Source organism: Rhodanobacter sp. 7MK24 (assembly GCF_014842995.1).
GTDB lineage: Bacteria > Pseudomonadota > Gammaproteobacteria > Xanthomonadales > Rhodanobacteraceae > Rhodanobacter_A.
In genome coordinates, this window is record NZ_JACYXL010000001.1 from 102,556 (window position 1) to 119,152 (window position 16,597).

The following is a 16,597-nucleotide window of genomic DNA, read 5'->3' on the forward strand; positions in this document are numbered from 1 at the left end:
ACTCCTGAGATGCCGCTGCCCAAGGATCCCCATGCACCACGCCAGCCCTTCCAGCGGCCGGCGCAAGTGCTGCTGAACTCGCCGCTCGCCGCCTCGTCGCGCATGCTGAACCTGCGTGCGTCGCGGCGGCCGCGGCCCAACCTGCTGTGGCGACGCACCGTGGCGCTCGCCGCCAGCCTGCTGATCCATATTCTTTTCCTGTTCGGCTTCATTCTCGGCCCGGCATGGGAGCCGCCGCCGGGAAGGGAAGCGCCGGCGAAAATGCAGGCGCGCTTCATCGAACTGCCCGATCTTGCCCCGCCACCGCCGCCGAAAGGGGAGCCGCCGCGCCAGACCGGACCGCTGCACCAGGGGCATGCGATGGCCGTCCCCGGGACGCCGCGCACTGCGAGCGTCGCCGCACATCGGACAACGGCCACGGCCGCTGTTGCCGCGAAGGCGGTGGCCGTGGCGCCGGCGAAGGTGGCCGCCGCTCCCGTGCCACCGCCCAGCGTGCCGCAGCCGGCGCCCGCACCCAAGTTGCAGCCGGTACCGGTGGCGAACCAGCCGCCGCCGGTGAGCCTGGCCAACCCCACCCTGCAGCCGCCGGTACCGCCCAAGTTCCAGCCTACGCCGGTGCGCGCACCGCAGCTCGAAGGCAACCAGCCGATGCCGCCGCCGGCTTCGCTGGCGTTGCCGGTGGTGCCGTCGCAATCGCAGCCGTCGATTGCGCAGCCGACCATGGCACTGGATCGCGTGGCGCCGGACATGCAAGTGCCAACCATCGTGCAGCCCGCGCACGTGGACCTGCCGGCGGCTCCGCCCGAACCCGAACTGCAGGCCGTGCCCCTGGCGGCGCAAGCAGCGCCGCAGGTCAACCTGCAGACTTCCTTGAGCGCGCCTGCACCCGAGCTGCCACAACACCTGCCCAAACTGCAGGCACCCGCGCCTGTCGAGGCGCAGGAACAACCGCTTGCCGCGATCCCGCAATTCCCGCAATCCGCGCCTGCCGTGCCCAGCATCGCGTCGTTGCCCAAGGCCGCGATAGCGATTGCGCACGACCAGCCGCTCACCACGATCAGTCGCCCTGTGCCGCTGACCCTGCCGCCGGGCGAGGACACATCGAAGGCCAGCGAGGCCTCGACTGCCGCGCCGTCGAGTGCCGCGAACGATGCCGCGCACGAAGCTGCTGGCAAGGCCAACGAGAGCACGGCATCGGATGTCAGCACCGCGTCGGATGCCAATCCGCAAGGCAGCGACGACGCGCGCCCCGGCGAGCCGCAAGGTGCGGCCAATGCCAGGGAGACGGTTGCGATGCACGGCAACGGCCCGACGACATCGCACGGCCTTGGCCATGCCACCGCGGGCGACGCGGACAAGGGCGCGGGCATGTCGCCAGGCACGCAGCCGGGGACAGGCTCAGCAAACGCGCCATCACCCAGCAACGTGCCCGACTACGTCCAGCTCAAGCCTACCGGTGACACTGCAGTGATGAGCCACGGCATCAACGGTGTGAAATATCAGGCCACGCGCTTCGACCCGTACTGGACGCCGCCAGGCGAGAGTTCGGTGGACACGGCCTTGCGCCACGCGGCGGAAAAGACCACGGTGCAACACACCTTTCACCTGCCGCGCGGCATCCGCATCAAGTGCTCGGTGACGCCGCTGGTGCCGGTGTCGCTGCTTGGTTGCAGCAATGCCGATCCACCGCCTCCGGCAGTGGCGCAGAAATCCTACGACCGACTCAACTTGCCGGACCTCCCCGGTGGCAGCGTACCCAGCATGCCGCCCGCGCCATCGACAACCGCCGCCGCTCCGCCACACGTGGTGCTGGACAACGGTGCGCAATGCGCCGCTGCCCGTGTCGCCGGCGGCCCGTTGCCGCCAGGGTGCCCGCCGACCGAGCCGGTGGTGAAAGGCCATGCGCCAGCGGCTTCGTCGAGTTCGTGGGTACCAGCCAGCGACCAGTTCGGGCCGTCTTTGCCGGTTCATGCCGGCCAGCAGTAAGAAGGCGCACCAGGGATGTCGTGCACAGGGCCAGCGGATGAGGGATTGCCCGAATGGCCTTGGATGCCAGCCGCTGCACACCGTGGATTCCGCGCGAATCGCCCCGCGATCAAGGTCAGGGCAAGCGGGCCATCTTCATCGTGCAGCCATGAGTGTGGTGGTGTCGAAGACGCACACGCGGTTGCGACCGCCTTCCTTGGCGCCGTACAGGGCACTGTCCGCGTGGGCCATCAGGGTCTCGTAGGTGTCCGAACCATCGGACAGCATGCAGAGCCCGATGGAGACGGTGAACCGGACCTCGTCCTCGCGCGGAATGCGGATGGCCAGCGACGCCAGGGTGCTGCGCAGCCGTTCGGCAATGACCAGCGCGTCGCTCATCTTCACCTCGGGCAGCAACAGGCCGAATTCTTCTCCGCCGAGCCGGCCGAGCAGGTCAATCTCGCGCAAGCCAGCCTGACACGTGCTGGCCAGGCCGACGAGCACCTGGTCGCCTACGGCGTGGCCATGGACGTCGTTGATGCTCTTGAAGTGGTCGACGTCCAGCAGCAGCATTGCAAGCGGGGTCTTGCTTCTCGCGCAGCGTGCGATCACGTGTTCGGACACCTCGATGAAGAAGCGCCTTGAACAGGTGCCGGTGAGCGCATCCGTATTCGCCATCTTCTCGAAGGTATGCGATTGAAGCTCCAGTTCGCGCGTCTTTTCCTCGAGAGCCGCGGTTCTCTCCCTGACGAGCGCTTCCAGTTTCTCGTGGTGCGATTGAAGTTCCGCTTCGTGGCGAATGCGTGCCGCAACGTTTTCGGCCAGGTATTCGCGCATGCGATTGATCGACCCCGCCATTTGATCAATCTCGTCGGGTGACCGGTTCCATTTCGATTTCGGCAGGATGAGCGGAATGTCCAGATACTCCACACGCAGCATGCGCAGATAGCTGGACATGATCTCCAGCGATTGCGTCATCCGGGCCTGGACGAGGAGCAGGAGGGCCAGCGTTCCGAAGAATGTGAGGGAAAGTGTGGCGATGCCTATCTCGATGGCCTGATGTTGCAGCTTCTGCCTCACCGGGCTCCAGCCGAACTCGACGGTCAGGGTGCCGAGGTCGAAGTGCTGGTGGTCGCTGTAGATCAGGGGATAAGTGCGGGTTACCCGCGGGTGTGCATCGGGCCGGCCACGCTGATGCAGTTCCTCATGGCTCTGCAGGCGCACATAGTCGACGCCCGGTATGTTGCCGATCTCGTCCAGGCGGTCATCTATTTCATGCGCGTTCACCTGCCAGAGGCTGCCGACGAGCGCGGGGACGATGGTCCGGCCGATTTCGTCAAGTCTTTGCCGCGTCGCATTTACCTCGCTGCGATAGCTGCCAAGAAGCATCCAGGCGGTGATGATGACGGTGACCAGCAGGTTGATGGAGACATTCGCTACGGCCAGCCTCTTCGCCAGTACGCGCTTGTGCCGGCCGTTGGAGCCTTGCGTATTCATTGCGTGGTTTCGGGTTGAAACCCGAAGTCGCGGCAAGCGGGCACCATGCTGGCCGGAAGCAATGGGTTGGTCAGCTCGATGACATGGCGATCGTGCAAGTGCAGGGCATTCAGGCTCTGGCGGTACGTGAGCTCGAACAGCCGCCGGAGGCTGCCGTCGGCAATGGCCCGTTCGAGGCCCTTCTGCAGTTCGGCGGCGAGTGATGGATTGCTTTTCGAAACGAAAAAGACGAGCGCCGACGGATAGTGCAGCAGCAGATGTGTCTCCGCTACGAGATCGGCTCCATCGGGGCTCTGGAGTTCCTGGCCTATCTCGGCCACCGATCGGGGCACGGCGTCGACGTGGCCCAGCTTCAACATCGAGAATAGGGACGCGTAGTCGAACGCTGCAGTCATGTCGAAACCGTTGTCACGCAAGATCGCCAGATCCGGCCAGTCCTGATCCTGAGCCATCGGCACATGGGCCAGTTGCGAGACCGTCAGCAAGTCCCTGAACTGCTTCTCCTCGTCGCGCCTGATCAGCAGGATGCGCCAACCGATCAGGCCGCGATCGATCGGGACCCTGACGGTAAGGAGCCGTTTGTCCCGCTCCACCGTCGCGACGGACCATCCTACCGTCACCACCTGGTTGTCCTCGAGCAGCCTGAGGGTGCGTGCCTGCGACAGCACGATCGCGCTCTGCTTCATCGAGAACGCGACATTCAGATGTTCCAAAGCCAGGCGCAGAACCGCGACCGGGTAGCCCGTTCTGGCGTCGTAGGGCGTTTCCGGCCGGGGAAAGACCACCTGCAGGGAGGGCGCGGCATGCACGCCTGCCGACGAGAATTCGAGTGCAGCCATCATGGCCAAGCGGAAAAGACGTTTTCCCACCATGCCAGCCTCGCCTTGCCAAGTCACATCGTTCCCCGGCGCCGATCTTTGTCATGAAAAGGGTGGCCGAGGACTGCCACTCTTCGTCTTCCAGCGGGTCATCGGGAATGCACCGGATACCTGCGGGATCAACGATAACGCAGGGTCATGGATACGGTCGATAGCACGCAAATTTGACTACGGCGAGGGGTGGTCGGCATGCACCTCGCGCGGGCAGGGATCGTTTCCGCATCATTGGGACGTCGCTGCGTCTGGTATCGGCTTACAGGCCAAGAACATTAACCGGGCTTGCTTCCCCCGGGATGGCTAAGAAGGGCGCCCTGGCCACAGACAAGCGTTCGGGGCGAGGAATAGGGCGGCCACAAGCCGCCCGCCGGCTGACGGCAGGCACGAAGGACGAGGAAGCCGGCGGCGAACGGTCACAGCAACCGCTGAAACTCCTTCAGCAGCGGCAGCCGCCGCACACGCACCGCGCTGACGCGGAACACCGAGTTGGCGAGGGCCGGCGCGACGGTGGGCATGGCAAGGAAGCTGGCGCCGGTGGGCGGACGTCCGTCGTCGGGGACGACAATCGTTTCCACGCTGTTCGGCAGCAAGGCCATGCTGGCGAGCGGATAGCTTTTCCAATCGTGCTGCTGCACCTGACCGTCCTTCACCGTGATGGCCAGATTGAGCGCGGTGGAGAGCGCATCCAGCGTGGCGCCGGCGACCTGGCCTTCGAGGCCGAGCGGGTTGATCACGCGGCCCACATCCACGGCGCAGACGACGCGCTCGATGCCGAGCTTGTCGTTCTGCAACGAGGTCTCGATGGCGTGCGCCACGTAGGCGCCGTCCATGTACCAGCAGGCGATGCCCAGGCCGTTGACGCTGCGCAGCCAGCTCTTCCAGCCGATGCGGTCGGCGACGAGCTGCAGCACGTTGCGCAGGCGGCCGGTGTCCAGCATGCCGCCGTTCTTCAGCGCGATGTTGCGCGGCTCGCCGAGCAGGCGCAGGCGGGTTTGCAGCGGATCCTCGCGCAACTGGTGCGCGATTTCGTCGATGAAGCTCTCCGCCGCGAAGGCATTGGCGAGGTGCGGCATGGCGCGGTGCGGACCGCGTGGCAAGCTGGACTCCTGCGCATACCAGTCGCTGCGGAAATTGGGCACGAGGCCCGCGGGCAACTGGTCGGCGGAGACTTCCGAATTCCACAGGCGGTCGGCGGGCACGCCCCGGCCGGCGAGTGCGGACGCGCTGGCGATGCGCTGGTTCCAGGCAACCACGTTGCGCTTGCGGTCGAGCGTGGCGCTGATCCTGTGCACGCTGGCGGGGCGGTAGTAGTCGTTGGTGAAGTCTTCGCTGCGCGTCCACAGCAGGCGCACCGGCTTGTTCACGGCCTTGGCCAGCAGCACCGCTTCGGCCACGTAGTCGTGGTCGAGGCGGCGACCGTAGCCGCCGCCGACGCGCGGCACGCGGATCTCGATCTGGTCGGGAGCGAGGCCGGTGAGTCGTTGCACCACTGCCCAGGCCTGCTGCGGCGCCTGCGTGGGTACCACGAGGCTGGCCTTGTCCTTGTCGATGCGCGCGAGGCAGTTCATCGGTTCGGCACAGGCGTGTGCGAGCCAGGGTTGGTAGTAGGTGGCGTCGAGCCGGCTGGCGGCGTGCTTGGCAGCCTTCTCCACGTCGCCTTCGTCGCGCACGCGGGTGGTGGGCGCGGCGGTGGATTTGTCGTCGAGCAGGGCGGCGGCCTGCTGTTCCAGTGCGGCGCTGCTTTCCGCGGCACCGGCGCCGGGCTTCCATACCACCTTGAGCTTGTCGCGACCTTCCAGCGCGGCCCAGGTGTTTTCGGCCAGCACCGCAACCGCGGGAGCGATCACGGTAAAGCCGCGTGACTGGCTGGGATCCGGCTTCAGCTGCAGCACCTTGGCCACGCCCTTCACCGCGAGCGCGGGGGCGGGATCGACGCTTGCCAGCGTGCCATCGGGCCAGGGGCAGTGCAGCAGCACGGCGACCAGCGCCTCGGCCTCGTTGTGGTCGATGGCGTACTTGGCCTGGCCGGTGACGATGGCGTGCGCATTGGCGTCGCCTACCGGCTTGCCGATCAAGGTGTAGCGATCCGGCGACTTCGGCGCGGGCGGCTGCTGCGGCAGGTCGATCTTGCTGGCGTCGTCCACCAGGCTGCCGTAGGTGACGCGGCGGCCGTCGGGCGCGATCACCGTGCCGGCTTCGCAATGCAGGCGGTCGGCCGCGATGCCGAGGCGGCGCGCGGCAGCCTGGGTCAGCAGCCAGCGTGCGAGCGCGCCAGCATGGCGCAAATCGGCCCATGCAGCGGGGACGGAGTCGCCGGTGCCACCGCGCTGATGGCCGTAGGTCCAGCGTGGCCGGCCGTTGTCGCCCGTTTCGACACCGAGGCCGAGGGGCACCACGCTGACGCGGTTCCAGTCCGCATCGAGCTCGTCGGCCACGATCATCGGCAACGCGGTGGCGACGCCGGTGCCGGTGTCGGGATCGCGCGCGCCGATCAACACGTTGCCATCGGAATCGATGCGCACATACGCGCCCAGATCATGGAAATCGTTGCCCAGCCATTCCTGCGGCAGCGATGGTTCGCCGGCCTCGGCGAAGCGCACGCCGATCACCAGCGCACCCGCGGTACCGGCGAGTATCTGCAGGAAGCGCCGGCGCGACAGCCCGATGCCGTTCGACGGGTTCGCGCTCATGCCTGGCCCACCTTGCCGGCCGCGGCGCGCTTGATCGCGGCGCGTACCCGGGTCTGACAACCGCAACGGCAGCTGTTGGGCAACTGGTTGATGTCGGCGTCGCTGGGTTGCGGCTTCCGCTTGAGCAGGTCGAAGCCGGCCATCAGCCAGCCCGGCGTGCAGTAGCCGCAACCGATCGCGTCCTCGTCGATGAAAGCCTGCTGCAGCGGATGCAGGGTGCCGTCGTCCGCAGCGAGGCCCTCCACCGTGGTGATGCTCTTGCCGGCAAGCTTCGCCATCGGCTGGGTGATCGCGGAAACCAGCTTGCCGTTCACCAGCACCAGGTCGGCGCCGCTGCCGCCGTGCGCGCCGCCGTACTTGGTGCCGGTGAGCCACAGCACGTCGCGCAAGTACCACAGCAGTGGCATCTGCGGGTCGCCGGTATGCGCGAAGTGTTCGCCGTTTATTTCGACCGCAATGCCGCCATGCGCCGCCGCGGGCGCGATGCCGTTGTCCGGAACGGCCGGCGTACCGTGGGCTTGGGCTTGGGCTTGCGCCATGCGGGATCTCCTTCAAACGTATCCCGTGCATTGTGGCATTGCGGCGGCTGGCTTAGGAATGCGGGCCGCTTGATCGTTGCGCGGAAATACAGGCTGGGCAGGCGGCATGTCCCGCTGCGCACAGGAGGCTTACCCCAGCAGTGCCTTCATCCTTGCCCGCGTCAATGGGCCGAACCGCAGCTTCTCGCACAGTGCGTCAAGTGCGACGGCATCGCCACCCGCACGGTGCAGGGCGTCGATGCCCTCCGGCACCGGTGCGTCCAGCGCAATGCGCGTGAGACGGCGATAAAGCAACGCTTGTTGCCCATGCTCGCGCAGTTTCGCGGCGCAACTGGCGGCGCCGCGGATGCGCAGGAAGGGAACCTCTTCCACCCGATCGAGCAGGGCTTCGAGGTTGCCGAAGTGGTGGAGCAGGGCGGCGGCGGTCTTGGCGCCGATACCGGGCACGCCGGGGATGTTGTCCACCGCGTCGCCGCAGAGGGCGAGGTAGTCGGCGACCTGGTGCGGATGCACGCCGAGTTTTTCGTGCACGCCAGCGGGGCCCCAGCGCAGGTTCTTCGCGTAATCCCACTGCTCGTCGTGTTCGCCCAGCAACTGGCCGAAGTCCTTGTCGGCGGAGACGATCACGCTGGGCACGCCGTGGGCGCGCAAGCCCCACAGCACGCTGCCGATCAGATCGTCCGCCTCGTAGCTGTGATCGATCAGCACCGCGACGCCGAGCGCGGCAGTGACTTCGCGGCACAGCACGAACTGGCGTTCCAGGTCGGGCGGCGGCAACTCGCGGTTGGCCTTGTAGGGCGGGTAGATAGCGTTGCGGAAGGAACTGGTGAGCGAAGCGTCGAATGCCACGGCCAATCGTTCCGGCCGCACCCGTTCCAGCAGTTCGCAGAGGAAGCGGGTATAGCCGTGCACGGCGTTGGCGGGATGACCCTCGGCGTCGTGGAATTCGTCAGGCATCGAGTGCCAGGCGCGGAACACGTAGAGGCTGCCGTCCACCAGGTGGGCGGCGCCGCGGCGGTCCGCGTTCATGGCGCCCATGTGTAGAGCAGATCATCCAAGGCGGGACGCTCACGATCGGGCACGTCGAGCTGCGGCGTGCCGAGATGCACGAAACCGATGACGTGTTCGTTCATGGACAGTTGCAGCAACGCGGCCACGTCGGGGTCGTAGGCGGCCCATCCGGTGAGCCACTGCGCGCCGAAGCCCAGCGCATGCGCGCCGAGCAGGATGTTGTAGGCCACGCAGCCGGCGCTCAGGCGCTGTTCGATCTCGGGAACGGTGCTGCTGGCATCGATGCATGCGACCACGGCGATCACCAGCGGCGCGAAGGTATAGCGCAGTTGCTCCTTCTCGCGCTTGGCGTCGGAGAGTTCCGGTTGCTTGCGTATCGCCAGTTCTGCCAGCCGTTCGCCGAAGCGCAGCTTGGCATCGCCCTGGAGGCGGATCAGCCGGAACGGCGCCAGCTTGCCGTGGTCGGGCACCCGGATCGCGGCGGCGAGCAGCTCGCGCAGGGTGGCCTCGTCGGGCGCGGGCGCGCCGAGCTGGCGCGACGGGATGGAGTGGCGCTGTTGCAGCAGGGAAAGGGCGGCGGTCATGACGCAGGTCGTGGTGCGGGAGCCCCCATGCTAGCGGCCACGTGTGCCGCACGCGAATCAGGCACTTGTCGACTCCTCTGTCGTTCCTGCCGCACGCATGCCGACTGGTTCACAGGTTCGACGAAACATTCACGCCGCTTCACGGAGCCGTCATCAGCGCGATACAGGATGGGCGGGCAGGGGATGCATCGGGAGGAAATCTGATGAGAACACGTTCCATGTCGTTCGTTTTGCTCGGCGCGGCGCTGATGCTGGGCGCGGCGGCGCAAGCCCAGGACAGCTATGTCGCCGGCATTTTCGCGCCTGCGAAATCGACGGCCACGTATCCGTGCAACGACGCGCAGTTCCTGCAGGACCAGCAGGCGTTCGAGAACGGCCAGATCACGGCCGACCAGCCCGAGGACGTCTGCGGCATCGTGACCGCGGTGCTGCCGGAGAAGAAGACCAGCAGCGGCCACCACGGCTATTTCTACGTGCAGGTGGCTTCGGGCGTGGTGATCGAGATCGTGTCGGATCTCGACCAGATGGACGCGCCGAAATGGCCATGGGTAGCGGTGGGCGATACCACCTACGTGAAAGGCCGCTACTACTACGACAACATGGACAGCCAGGGCATCGACTGGACGCACCACGGCACCAGCAGCTCCTGGCCGTATGCCGGCTACGTGGTGGTGAACGGCACGAAGTACCAGTAAGCGCTGGCGGAAAGGGGCGGCGCCATCGGCGTCGCCCTTTTCCTGCCGGGTCAGGGCGATGGCGCCGCGGTGCGCAACCGGAAGGCGCCCGGCAGGAGTGCCCCCACGCTGGTCTGCGCGTTGTCGCCGCGAAGGTTGGCGAGCAGCACCGGCATCTCGGCGTCGCACAATTCGCTCATCACCTGGCGGCAGGCGCCGCAGGGAGTGACCGGTCCGTCGCAGTCGGCGATCACCGCGATGGCGGCGAAATCGCCCGGCTTGCAGCCGGCGGCAACGGCGGCGAACAGCGCGGTGCGCTCGGCGCAATTGCACAGGCCGTAGGAAGAATTCTCGACGTTGCAGCCGCTGAAGCGGCGGCCGTCGTGCGCCAGCAAGGCGGCGCCCACGGCAAAGCCGGAGTACGGGGCGTGGGCTTGTTCGCGGGCTGCGCGCGCCAGCGCCAGCAGTTCGTCGTGCGGGATGGAAACGGGCATCGTGCTCTCCGTGCTCCCCCGGGCGGTGGATCAGATTAGCGCGCCGTGGCGGCGCGTCCAAGTGCGCGCAAACATGGCAAGATGCAGCGATCTTCCACGAGGGACGCACGATGCCGATCACCGTAGCCGCCCTGCGCGAGACCGCCGCCGGCGAACGCCGCGTGGCGATCACGCCCGAGATGGCCAAGAAGCTCCGCGGCAAGGGGTTGCGCGTGTTGCTGGAACGCGGCGCGGGCGCGGCGGCAGGTTTTCCCGACACGGTTTACGCAGATGCGGATTTCGCATCGGCCGGCGAAGTACTGGCGCAGGCCGACCTGCTGGCCTGCGTGCTGCCGCCCGAGGATGCGGTGTTCGCGCAGTTGCGCGAAGGTGCGCTGGTCGTGGGGCAATTGCGGCCTTACGGCGCACCCTCGCGCATCGCGGCGCTGGCCGCGCACAAGCTCACCGCGTTCGCGCTGGAGCTGCTGCCGCGCACGACGCGCGCGCAGGCGATGGACGTGTTGAGTTCGCAGGCGGCAGTGGCCGGCTATCGCGCCATGCTGATCGCCGCCGAGGCGGCACCCAAGTTCTTCCCCATGCTCACCACCGCAGCGGGCACGATCCGTCCGTCGAAGGTGCTGGTGATCGGTGCCGGCGTGGCCGGCTTGCAGGCCATCGCCACGGCGCGCCGCCTCGGTGCGCAGACCGAGGGTTACGACGTGCGCCCGGAGACGCGCGAACAGGTGGAATCGCTGGGCGCGAAGTTCCTCGACCTCGGCGTCAGTGCCGCCGGCAGCGGCGGCTATGCGCGCGAACTGTCGGCGGAGGAGCGCGCGGCGCAGCAGCAGGCGCTGGCCGAGCATCTCAAGGCATTCGACGTGGTGGTATCCACTGCTGCCGTGCCGGGCCGGGCCGCGCCGAAGATCCTCACTGCCGCGATGATCGAGGGCATGAAGCCGGGTGCATTGGTCGTGGATCTCGCCGCCGAAAGCGGCGGCAACTGCGAATTGACCCGGCCGGGTGAGCGCCTGGAGCACGGTGGCGTCACGATCCTGGGTCCGCTCAACCTGCCGGCCGGTGCGCCACTGCACGCTTCGGAGATGTACGCACGCAACGTGGTGAACTTCGCCGAGCTGCTGCTGAAGGACGGCGCACTTGCCCCCGACTTCGACGACGAGCTGGTGGCGAAGAGCTGCCTGGCGCGCGGCGGCGAGGCGATGTTCAAGGGATAGGCGGCTCCCGCGGGAGTATCCCGGGGCTTGGTCAGCGTTTCGGTCCGTGCAGCCAGTGCAGCCGCTGCGCGGGCGGCATGGCATGCCATTGCTGCATCAGCTTGGCGCGCTGCTCCGGCGGCATCTTCTGGAAGCGCTGGTAGGCGGCGTGCAATTGCTCGCGCTGCTCCGCCGGCAATTGGCGGAACAGGCGCTGGTTGTCGCGTGCCTGCTTGCGCTCCACCGGTGTCATCTGTTGCCAGCGGGCAATGCGTTGGCTGATCTGCGCACGTTGTGCGGGTGGCAGGTTTACCCAGTCCCTGCTTTTCTCGAGCAGGTGCTGTTGGCGCTGCGGCGGCAAGCCGTCCCAGTCCTGCCGCAGCGGCGACAGGACGTCGCGCTGGGCGGGTGTGAGGCTGTCCCAGGAGGTCGGCGCACGCGCGCTCTGCGCATGCAGCGCGGGTGCGACGGCAAGTCCGCCGAGCAGGGCGGCGAGGACAAAAGAATGCAGCGGGCGTGCGAACCAGGCCATGGATCAGTGGGCGGGGGGCGGGTTGTCGTTGGCTGCCAGCCAGCCGTAGAAATCGAGGTTCTGGTACAGGTTGGGATCGGCCTGTTCGGGGTCGGGCGGCAGTGGGCTGTCGGCTTCGTTGCCGGCCGCAGCGGTGACGGCGGCCGGCATCTCGGCGGTCGGGCGCGGCGCGGACGGCCATACCAGCAAGGCGGCCAGCGCGATCGCCGCGCAGGCGCCGGACGGCACCAGCCAGCGTGCGACACGGTGCTGCGCCTGCCGGGTGCCGGCCAGCACGTCGCGGCGCGCGGCGCGCAGACGGCCGGCGATGGCGGGATCGAGGTCGCGCGCGGCTTCGTGGTAGAGCGCGCGGGCGCGCTGCTCCAGCGGGGCGTTCGACAGGTTGTTGCCAGGCGTGTTCATCGCCAGTCCTCCAGTTGTTCGCGCAGCCGCTGCATGGCGCGCGACAGATGTGTTTTCACGCTGCCTTCCGAGCAACCCATGGCCTGGGCCGTCTCGGCCACGTCCAGTTCCTCCAGCATGCGCAGCGTGAAGGCCTCGCGCTGCCGCTGCGGCAGTTCGCGCAACGCGGCACTGAGGTCGCTCCACGACTGCGCGTCCTGCACCCTGTCCTGCGGGCCGGGGCCGTGGTCGGCCGGGTCCCAGCTGGGCAGTTCGTCGCCCTCGTCGTCGCGGCCGCCGCCCAGCCAGCCCACCACGATCGAGCGCACCTTGCGGCGGCGCTGCAGGTCGACGATGCGCCGGCGCAGGATGCCCCAGAACAGCGGCGCCCATTCGGTGGCCGGCTTGTCGCGGTAATGCCCCACCAGCCGCAGCATGGCGTCCTGCACCGCATCCAGCGCATCCTCGCGGTTGCGCAGGTTCAGTTCGGCCACGCGGAAGGCACGCCGCTCCACCTGCGCCAGAAAGGCGTCCAGGGTGGCCGGGGTCTCCTGCGCGCCTGCGGATGCCAGCAGTTCGGCATCGAGGCTACCGGCGAGGCTGTTCATGGCGGCCTCGTCCGCATCGTCGGCTGATGCATGCGTCGGCTCCATCGGTTCGACACCCGTGCTCAACGTTCGGCGCCCGCGCAGGTTGACTCGGGGATGCTTCGATCGCATTCGGTGCCGGCGTCCCCGCATGGGCTGCCTGCGCCCCCCAGCTGTGTCGCCGCAGGCCGGACGGCTGCCTGCCGGGACCGGGTGCCGAAGGGGCATGGGCTGACAATCCGGCTCCAGCGAACCGAATTCAAATGACGGTGTGGCGCCCGAAAGGGCGCCAAATTGCCGCATGCGCCTTGCCCAGGCAGCCATGGATCGCGCCACGCACAACGATCTGAGGGCCTTCCATGCGCCATGCCGCCTGCGCTGAGAGCAATCGAAGCATCCCTTGCGTATGATGCTGGAGCAACGTTGTTCAGGTAGGTGGAACTCATAGGGGAGGGGTCATGATCGACGGATTTGTGGCGCTGTACATCTTCATGCTGGCTGCGTTCACCGGACACGAAATCATTGCGCGGGTGCCGGTGATCCTGCATACGCCGTTGATGTCGGGCTCCAACTTCGTTCACGGCATCGTGCTGGTGGGCGCCATGATAGCGCTTGGTCACGCCTCCACGCCGTTCGAGATCGGGCTGGGCTTCGTGGCCGTGCTGCTGGGCGCGGGCAACGCCGCCGGCGGTTACGTGGTCACCGAGCGCATGCTGGAGATGTTCAAGCCCAGTGCCGGGAAGCCGGGAGACAAGGCATGAGCTGGCTGCCCACCCTGGTCCAGGCCTGCTATTTCCTCGCCGCGCTGCTGTTCATCCTGGGCCTGAAGCGCATGAGTTCGCCGCGCACTGCGCGCGGCGGCATCGTATGGGCCGGCGTGGGCATGCTGGTGGCGGTGCTGGCCACGTTCGCGCTGCCGGACATGCAGAACCGCGGGTTGATCCTTGCGGCGGTGCTGATCGGCGTGGCCGCGGCATGGTGGAGCGGCCGCCGCGTGGCGATGACGGCGATGCCGCAGATGGTGGCGCTGTACAACGGCATGGGTGGCGGCGCCGCGGCCGGCATCGGCGCGGCGGAACTGGTGGCACACGTGCAGCGCGCGACGGTGGCGGTGCCGGATACCTACCCGCTGCGCCCGGAAAACTGGGTGACCGAGGCGCTGCACCAGGTTCCCGCGGTGGCCCCGTTGTCGCCGGTGGCCCTGGGCCTGGGCGTGCTGGGCGCGCTGATCGGCGCGGTGAGCTTTTCCGGTTCGCTGGTCGCCTTCGCCAAGCTGCAGGGCTGGATGGACCGGCGTTTCGTGTTCCCCGGCCAGCGCGTGGTGAACCTGCTGGTGCTGCTGTTGGCCGTGGTGCATGGCGTGATGCTGGCTGCGGGACACCTCGAATTGCCGGTGATCCTGGCGTTTTTCGTGCTCTCGCTCCTGTTCGGCCTGTTGATGACACTGCCCATCGGCGGTGCCGACATGCCGGTGGTGATCTCGCTGTACAACGCCTTCACCGGTCTGGCAGTGGCGTTCGAGGGCTATGTGCTGGGCAACGAGGCGATGATTATTGCCGGCATGGTGGTGGGCGCGGCCGGTACCCTGCTCACCCAGCTGATGGCCAAGGCGATGAACCGCTCGCTGGGCAACGTGCTGTTCGGCAGCTTCGGGGCGGCCGCTGGCGGTGCGGCGCAGGAAATCGCGGGGGCGCAGAAGCCCATCGAGGCCGCCGATGCGGCAGTGATGATGGCCTATGCCGAGCGCGTGGCCATCGTGCCCGGCTACGGCATGGCGGTGGCGCAGGCGCAGCACAAGGTATGGGAATTCGCCAAGCTGCTGATCGAGCGCGGCGTGAAGGTGAAGTTCGCGATCCACCCGGTGGCCGGCCGCATGCCCGGCCACATGAACGTGCTGCTGGCCGAGGCGGGCGTGCCCTATGACCTTATCGAGGACATGGACGACATCAACCCGGAGTTCCCCAACACCGACGTGGTGCTGGTGATCGGCGCCAACGACGTGGTGAACCCGATGGCGAAGACCGATCCGACCTCGCCGATCTACGGCATGCCTATCCTCGACGTGGCGGCGGCGAAGCACGTCATCGTGGTCAAGCGCGGCAAGGGCACCGGCTTCGCCGGCATCGAGAACGCGCTGTTCTATGCCGACAACACGCGCATGCTGTACGGCGATGGCCAGGCCGCCGCCGGTCAGCTGGTCAGCGAGCTGAAGGCATTGGACAGTTGAGAGTGCGGCCATGGATGGCCGCCCGTTTGATTCTGGCGATCTAAGGAGGATCGCAAAGGCACCGAGCGGACGCGGCCTGTGCGGCCGCAAGGATCACCGCTTTCGGCGCCAGGCCAGCCCTGCCGCGAGCAGCGTGCCGAGCGCATACCACGCGAGATCGGCCGGACTCATGCCCAGCTTCGCCAGGTCCAGCAACAGGCCGGCGCCCGCGGTGCGCACCGTCTCGGTGAGCCCCATGCCGAAGCTGCCGGCGAGCTTGATGGTGGCCATCAGCACGTTGAAGTAGAGCGCCGCCAATGCGGTCGCGAAGGCGGCCAATACCGCTGCGCCGGTGCCGGGGCGGCGGATCCAATGGCGGACCGCCCAGGCCAGCATCGCGCCTGCCGGCAGCCCCAGCCAAGGGGCGGTCTGGCGCAGGTACACCGCCGCCACCATCCACGTCGCGCCCACGGCCAGGCCCATCATCGCGGCACAGAACAGTGCGAAAACGAACAGCGGAATGTCGCGTGCCTTCATGGCGTGCGGCGGAAAATCGAGAGGTGGAACATGCGCTTGTCCGGCAGGCAAAGCGCCGATCATAGCCGGTCGGCGTGGCCGGTCATCCCGATGCGGCCCGGCGGCGCGGCATAATAGGCAGCTTGGCGCGCCGTGCGGCGCCCATCATTGACGACGGATTGGCGAGTGGCATGAGTGGTTTCAGTCTGAGCAGCGAACCCTTCACCCTGGCGCGCGACTGCGAGGCGGTGATGGTGCCGCAGGGCGAAACGGTGAGCCTGCCCGCCGGCCAGGTCGGCTACATCACCCAGGCGCTGGGCGGCAGCTTCACCGTGTACGTGGAAGGCAACCTGTTCCGCATCGCGGGCAAGGACGCCGACGCGCTGGGCAAGGATCCGCCGCCGCCGATCGAGGTGCCGGCCGACGCCACCGATGCCGACGTGGAGAGGCTCTGCTGGGACCAGCTGCGCACCGTGTTCGACCCGGAGATCCCGGTGAACGTGGTCGAGCTGGGCCTGGTCTACGACCTCAGCCTCGAACAGCGCGAGGACGGCCAGCGCAAGGTCTACGTCAAGCTCACCCTCACCGCACCCGGCTGCGGCATGGGCGACATCCTGGTGGACGACGCCCGCACCAAGCTGGAGATGATCCCCACCATTGCCGAGGCCGACATCGACCTGGTGTTCGATCCGCCGTGGAACCACTCGATGATGTCCGAGCTGGCGAAGCTGGAAACGGGGATGCTTTGATGCTTGGCCACACTCCCCTGCGGGGGAGATGGCTGGGATGAAGGGCCGATCTTGCGAAGTGGGAAGTCGAAGCGCGCTTCAAAATTTGCACTCTGATCCCTGGTTTG

17 protein-coding genes are annotated in these 16,597 nt (G+C 67.5%); 6 read left to right on the forward strand and 11 right to left on the reverse strand.

The annotated features are described in order from the left end of the window. Positions 1-9: 9 nt before the first annotated feature. Complete coding sequence (locus tag IHE49_RS00430; protein ID WP_225578088.1) at positions 10-1,986, forward strand: hypothetical protein; 1,977 nt, start codon at positions 10-12, stop codon at positions 1,984-1,986. A gap of 135 nt (positions 1,987-2,121) precedes the next feature. Here the strand turns inward: IHE49_RS00430 and IHE49_RS00435 are convergent, their stop codons facing one another. The 6 genes from IHE49_RS00435 to IHE49_RS00460 form a co-directional block, all read right to left on the reverse strand. Further along, positions 2,122-3,462 carry a GGDEF domain-containing protein gene (locus IHE49_RS00435; RefSeq protein WP_192153882.1) on the reverse strand — a complete coding sequence of 447 codons (1,341 nt, stop codon included), beginning with the start codon at positions 3,460-3,462 and terminating at the stop codon, positions 2,122-2,124. Continuing rightward, positions 3,459-4,334, reverse strand: a complete 876-nt coding sequence (locus IHE49_RS00440) for a transporter substrate-binding domain-containing protein (RefSeq protein WP_192153884.1) — start codon at positions 4,332-4,334, stop codon at positions 3,459-3,461. The genes IHE49_RS00435 and IHE49_RS00440 overlap by 4 nt, the downstream gene beginning before the upstream one ends. A 416-nt stretch (positions 4,335-4,750) precedes the next feature. After that, a complete protein-coding gene (locus tag IHE49_RS00445; protein WP_192153885.1) occupies positions 4,751-7,027 on the reverse strand; it encodes a molybdopterin cofactor-binding domain-containing protein in 2,277 nt (758 codons plus the stop codon). Continuing rightward, on the reverse strand, positions 7,024-7,434 hold the full coding sequence (locus IHE49_RS00450; RefSeq protein ID WP_225578139.1) for a 2Fe-2S iron-sulfur cluster-binding protein: 411 nt from the start codon (positions 7,432-7,434) through the stop codon (positions 7,024-7,026). The genes IHE49_RS00445 and IHE49_RS00450 overlap by 4 nt, the downstream gene beginning before the upstream one ends. A 261-nt stretch (positions 7,435-7,695) precedes the next feature. Next, positions 7,696-8,604: a 5'-3' exonuclease H3TH domain-containing protein gene (locus IHE49_RS00455; RefSeq protein ID WP_192153890.1), complete on the reverse strand. Its 909-nt coding sequence runs from the start codon at positions 8,602-8,604 to the stop codon at positions 7,696-7,698. Continuing rightward, the gene (locus IHE49_RS00460) at positions 8,592-9,161 is read right to left on the reverse strand and encodes a nitroreductase (protein ID WP_192153892.1); all 570 of its coding nucleotides are present in this window, start codon (positions 9,159-9,161) and stop codon (positions 8,592-8,594) included. Before IHE49_RS00460 ends, IHE49_RS00455 begins: the two co-directional genes overlap by 13 nt. A 203-nt stretch (positions 9,162-9,364) precedes the next feature. On the opposite strand from IHE49_RS00460, the gene IHE49_RS00465 reads away from it, so the two are divergent. Then, a complete protein-coding gene (locus IHE49_RS00465) occupies positions 9,365-9,856 on the forward strand; it encodes a hypothetical protein (RefSeq protein WP_225578089.1) in 492 nt (163 codons plus the stop codon). A gap of 50 nt (positions 9,857-9,906) precedes the next feature. On the opposite strand, the gene cdd is transcribed toward IHE49_RS00465, so the two are convergent. Beyond that, entirely contained in the window at positions 9,907-10,317 is a 411-nt protein-coding gene (cdd, locus tag IHE49_RS00470) for a cytidine deaminase (RefSeq protein WP_343227539.1), read from the reverse strand. 122 nt (positions 10,318-10,439) lie between these two features. Between cdd and IHE49_RS00475 the strand changes: the two genes are divergently transcribed. Continuing rightward, positions 10,440-11,540, forward strand: a complete 1,101-nt coding sequence (locus tag IHE49_RS00475; protein ID WP_192153895.1) for an NAD(P) transhydrogenase subunit alpha — start codon at positions 10,440-10,442, stop codon at positions 11,538-11,540. A gap of 31 nt (positions 11,541-11,571) precedes the next feature. Here the strand turns inward: IHE49_RS00475 and IHE49_RS00480 are convergent, their stop codons facing one another. From IHE49_RS00480 to IHE49_RS00490, 3 genes are read right to left on the reverse strand one after another with little or no spacing between them, the layout of a single operon-like run. Then, positions 11,572-12,051, reverse strand: a complete 480-nt coding sequence (locus IHE49_RS00480; RefSeq protein ID WP_192153897.1) for a DUF3106 domain-containing protein — start codon at positions 12,049-12,051, stop codon at positions 11,572-11,574. Positions 12,052-12,054: 3 nt separating this feature from the next. Further along, positions 12,055-12,453 (reverse strand): hypothetical protein, encoded by a 399-nt coding sequence (locus IHE49_RS00485; protein WP_192153899.1) that lies wholly within the window; start codon positions 12,451-12,453, stop codon positions 12,055-12,057. Beyond that, on the reverse strand, positions 12,450-13,040 hold the full coding sequence (locus IHE49_RS00490) for an RNA polymerase sigma factor (protein ID WP_192153901.1): 591 nt from the start codon (positions 13,038-13,040) through the stop codon (positions 12,450-12,452). The genes IHE49_RS00485 and IHE49_RS00490 overlap by 4 nt, the downstream gene beginning before the upstream one ends. Positions 13,041-13,477: 437 nt before the next feature. Here IHE49_RS00490 and IHE49_RS00495 point away from each other — a divergent pair, with 437 nt between their 5' ends. Continuing rightward, a complete protein-coding gene (locus IHE49_RS00495) occupies positions 13,478-13,780 on the forward strand; it encodes an NAD(P) transhydrogenase subunit alpha (protein ID WP_192153902.1) in 303 nt (100 codons plus the stop codon). Next, positions 13,777-15,246, forward strand: a complete 1,470-nt coding sequence (locus IHE49_RS00500; RefSeq protein WP_192153904.1) for an NAD(P)(+) transhydrogenase (Re/Si-specific) subunit beta — start codon at positions 13,777-13,779, stop codon at positions 15,244-15,246. Before IHE49_RS00495 ends, IHE49_RS00500 begins: the two co-directional genes overlap by 4 nt. A 93-nt stretch (positions 15,247-15,339) precedes the next feature. Here the strand turns inward: IHE49_RS00500 and IHE49_RS00505 are convergent, their stop codons facing one another. Beyond that, the gene (locus IHE49_RS00505; RefSeq protein ID WP_192153906.1) at positions 15,340-15,762 is read right to left on the reverse strand and encodes a hypothetical protein; all 423 of its coding nucleotides are present in this window, start codon (positions 15,760-15,762) and stop codon (positions 15,340-15,342) included. A 170-nt stretch (positions 15,763-15,932) separates the two neighbouring features. On the opposite strand from IHE49_RS00505, the gene sufT reads away from it, so the two are divergent. Beyond that, positions 15,933-16,490 (forward strand): putative Fe-S cluster assembly protein SufT, encoded by a 558-nt coding sequence (gene sufT, locus IHE49_RS00510; RefSeq protein ID WP_192153908.1) that lies wholly within the window; start codon positions 15,933-15,935, stop codon positions 16,488-16,490. Positions 16,491-16,597 lie beyond the last annotated feature (107 nt).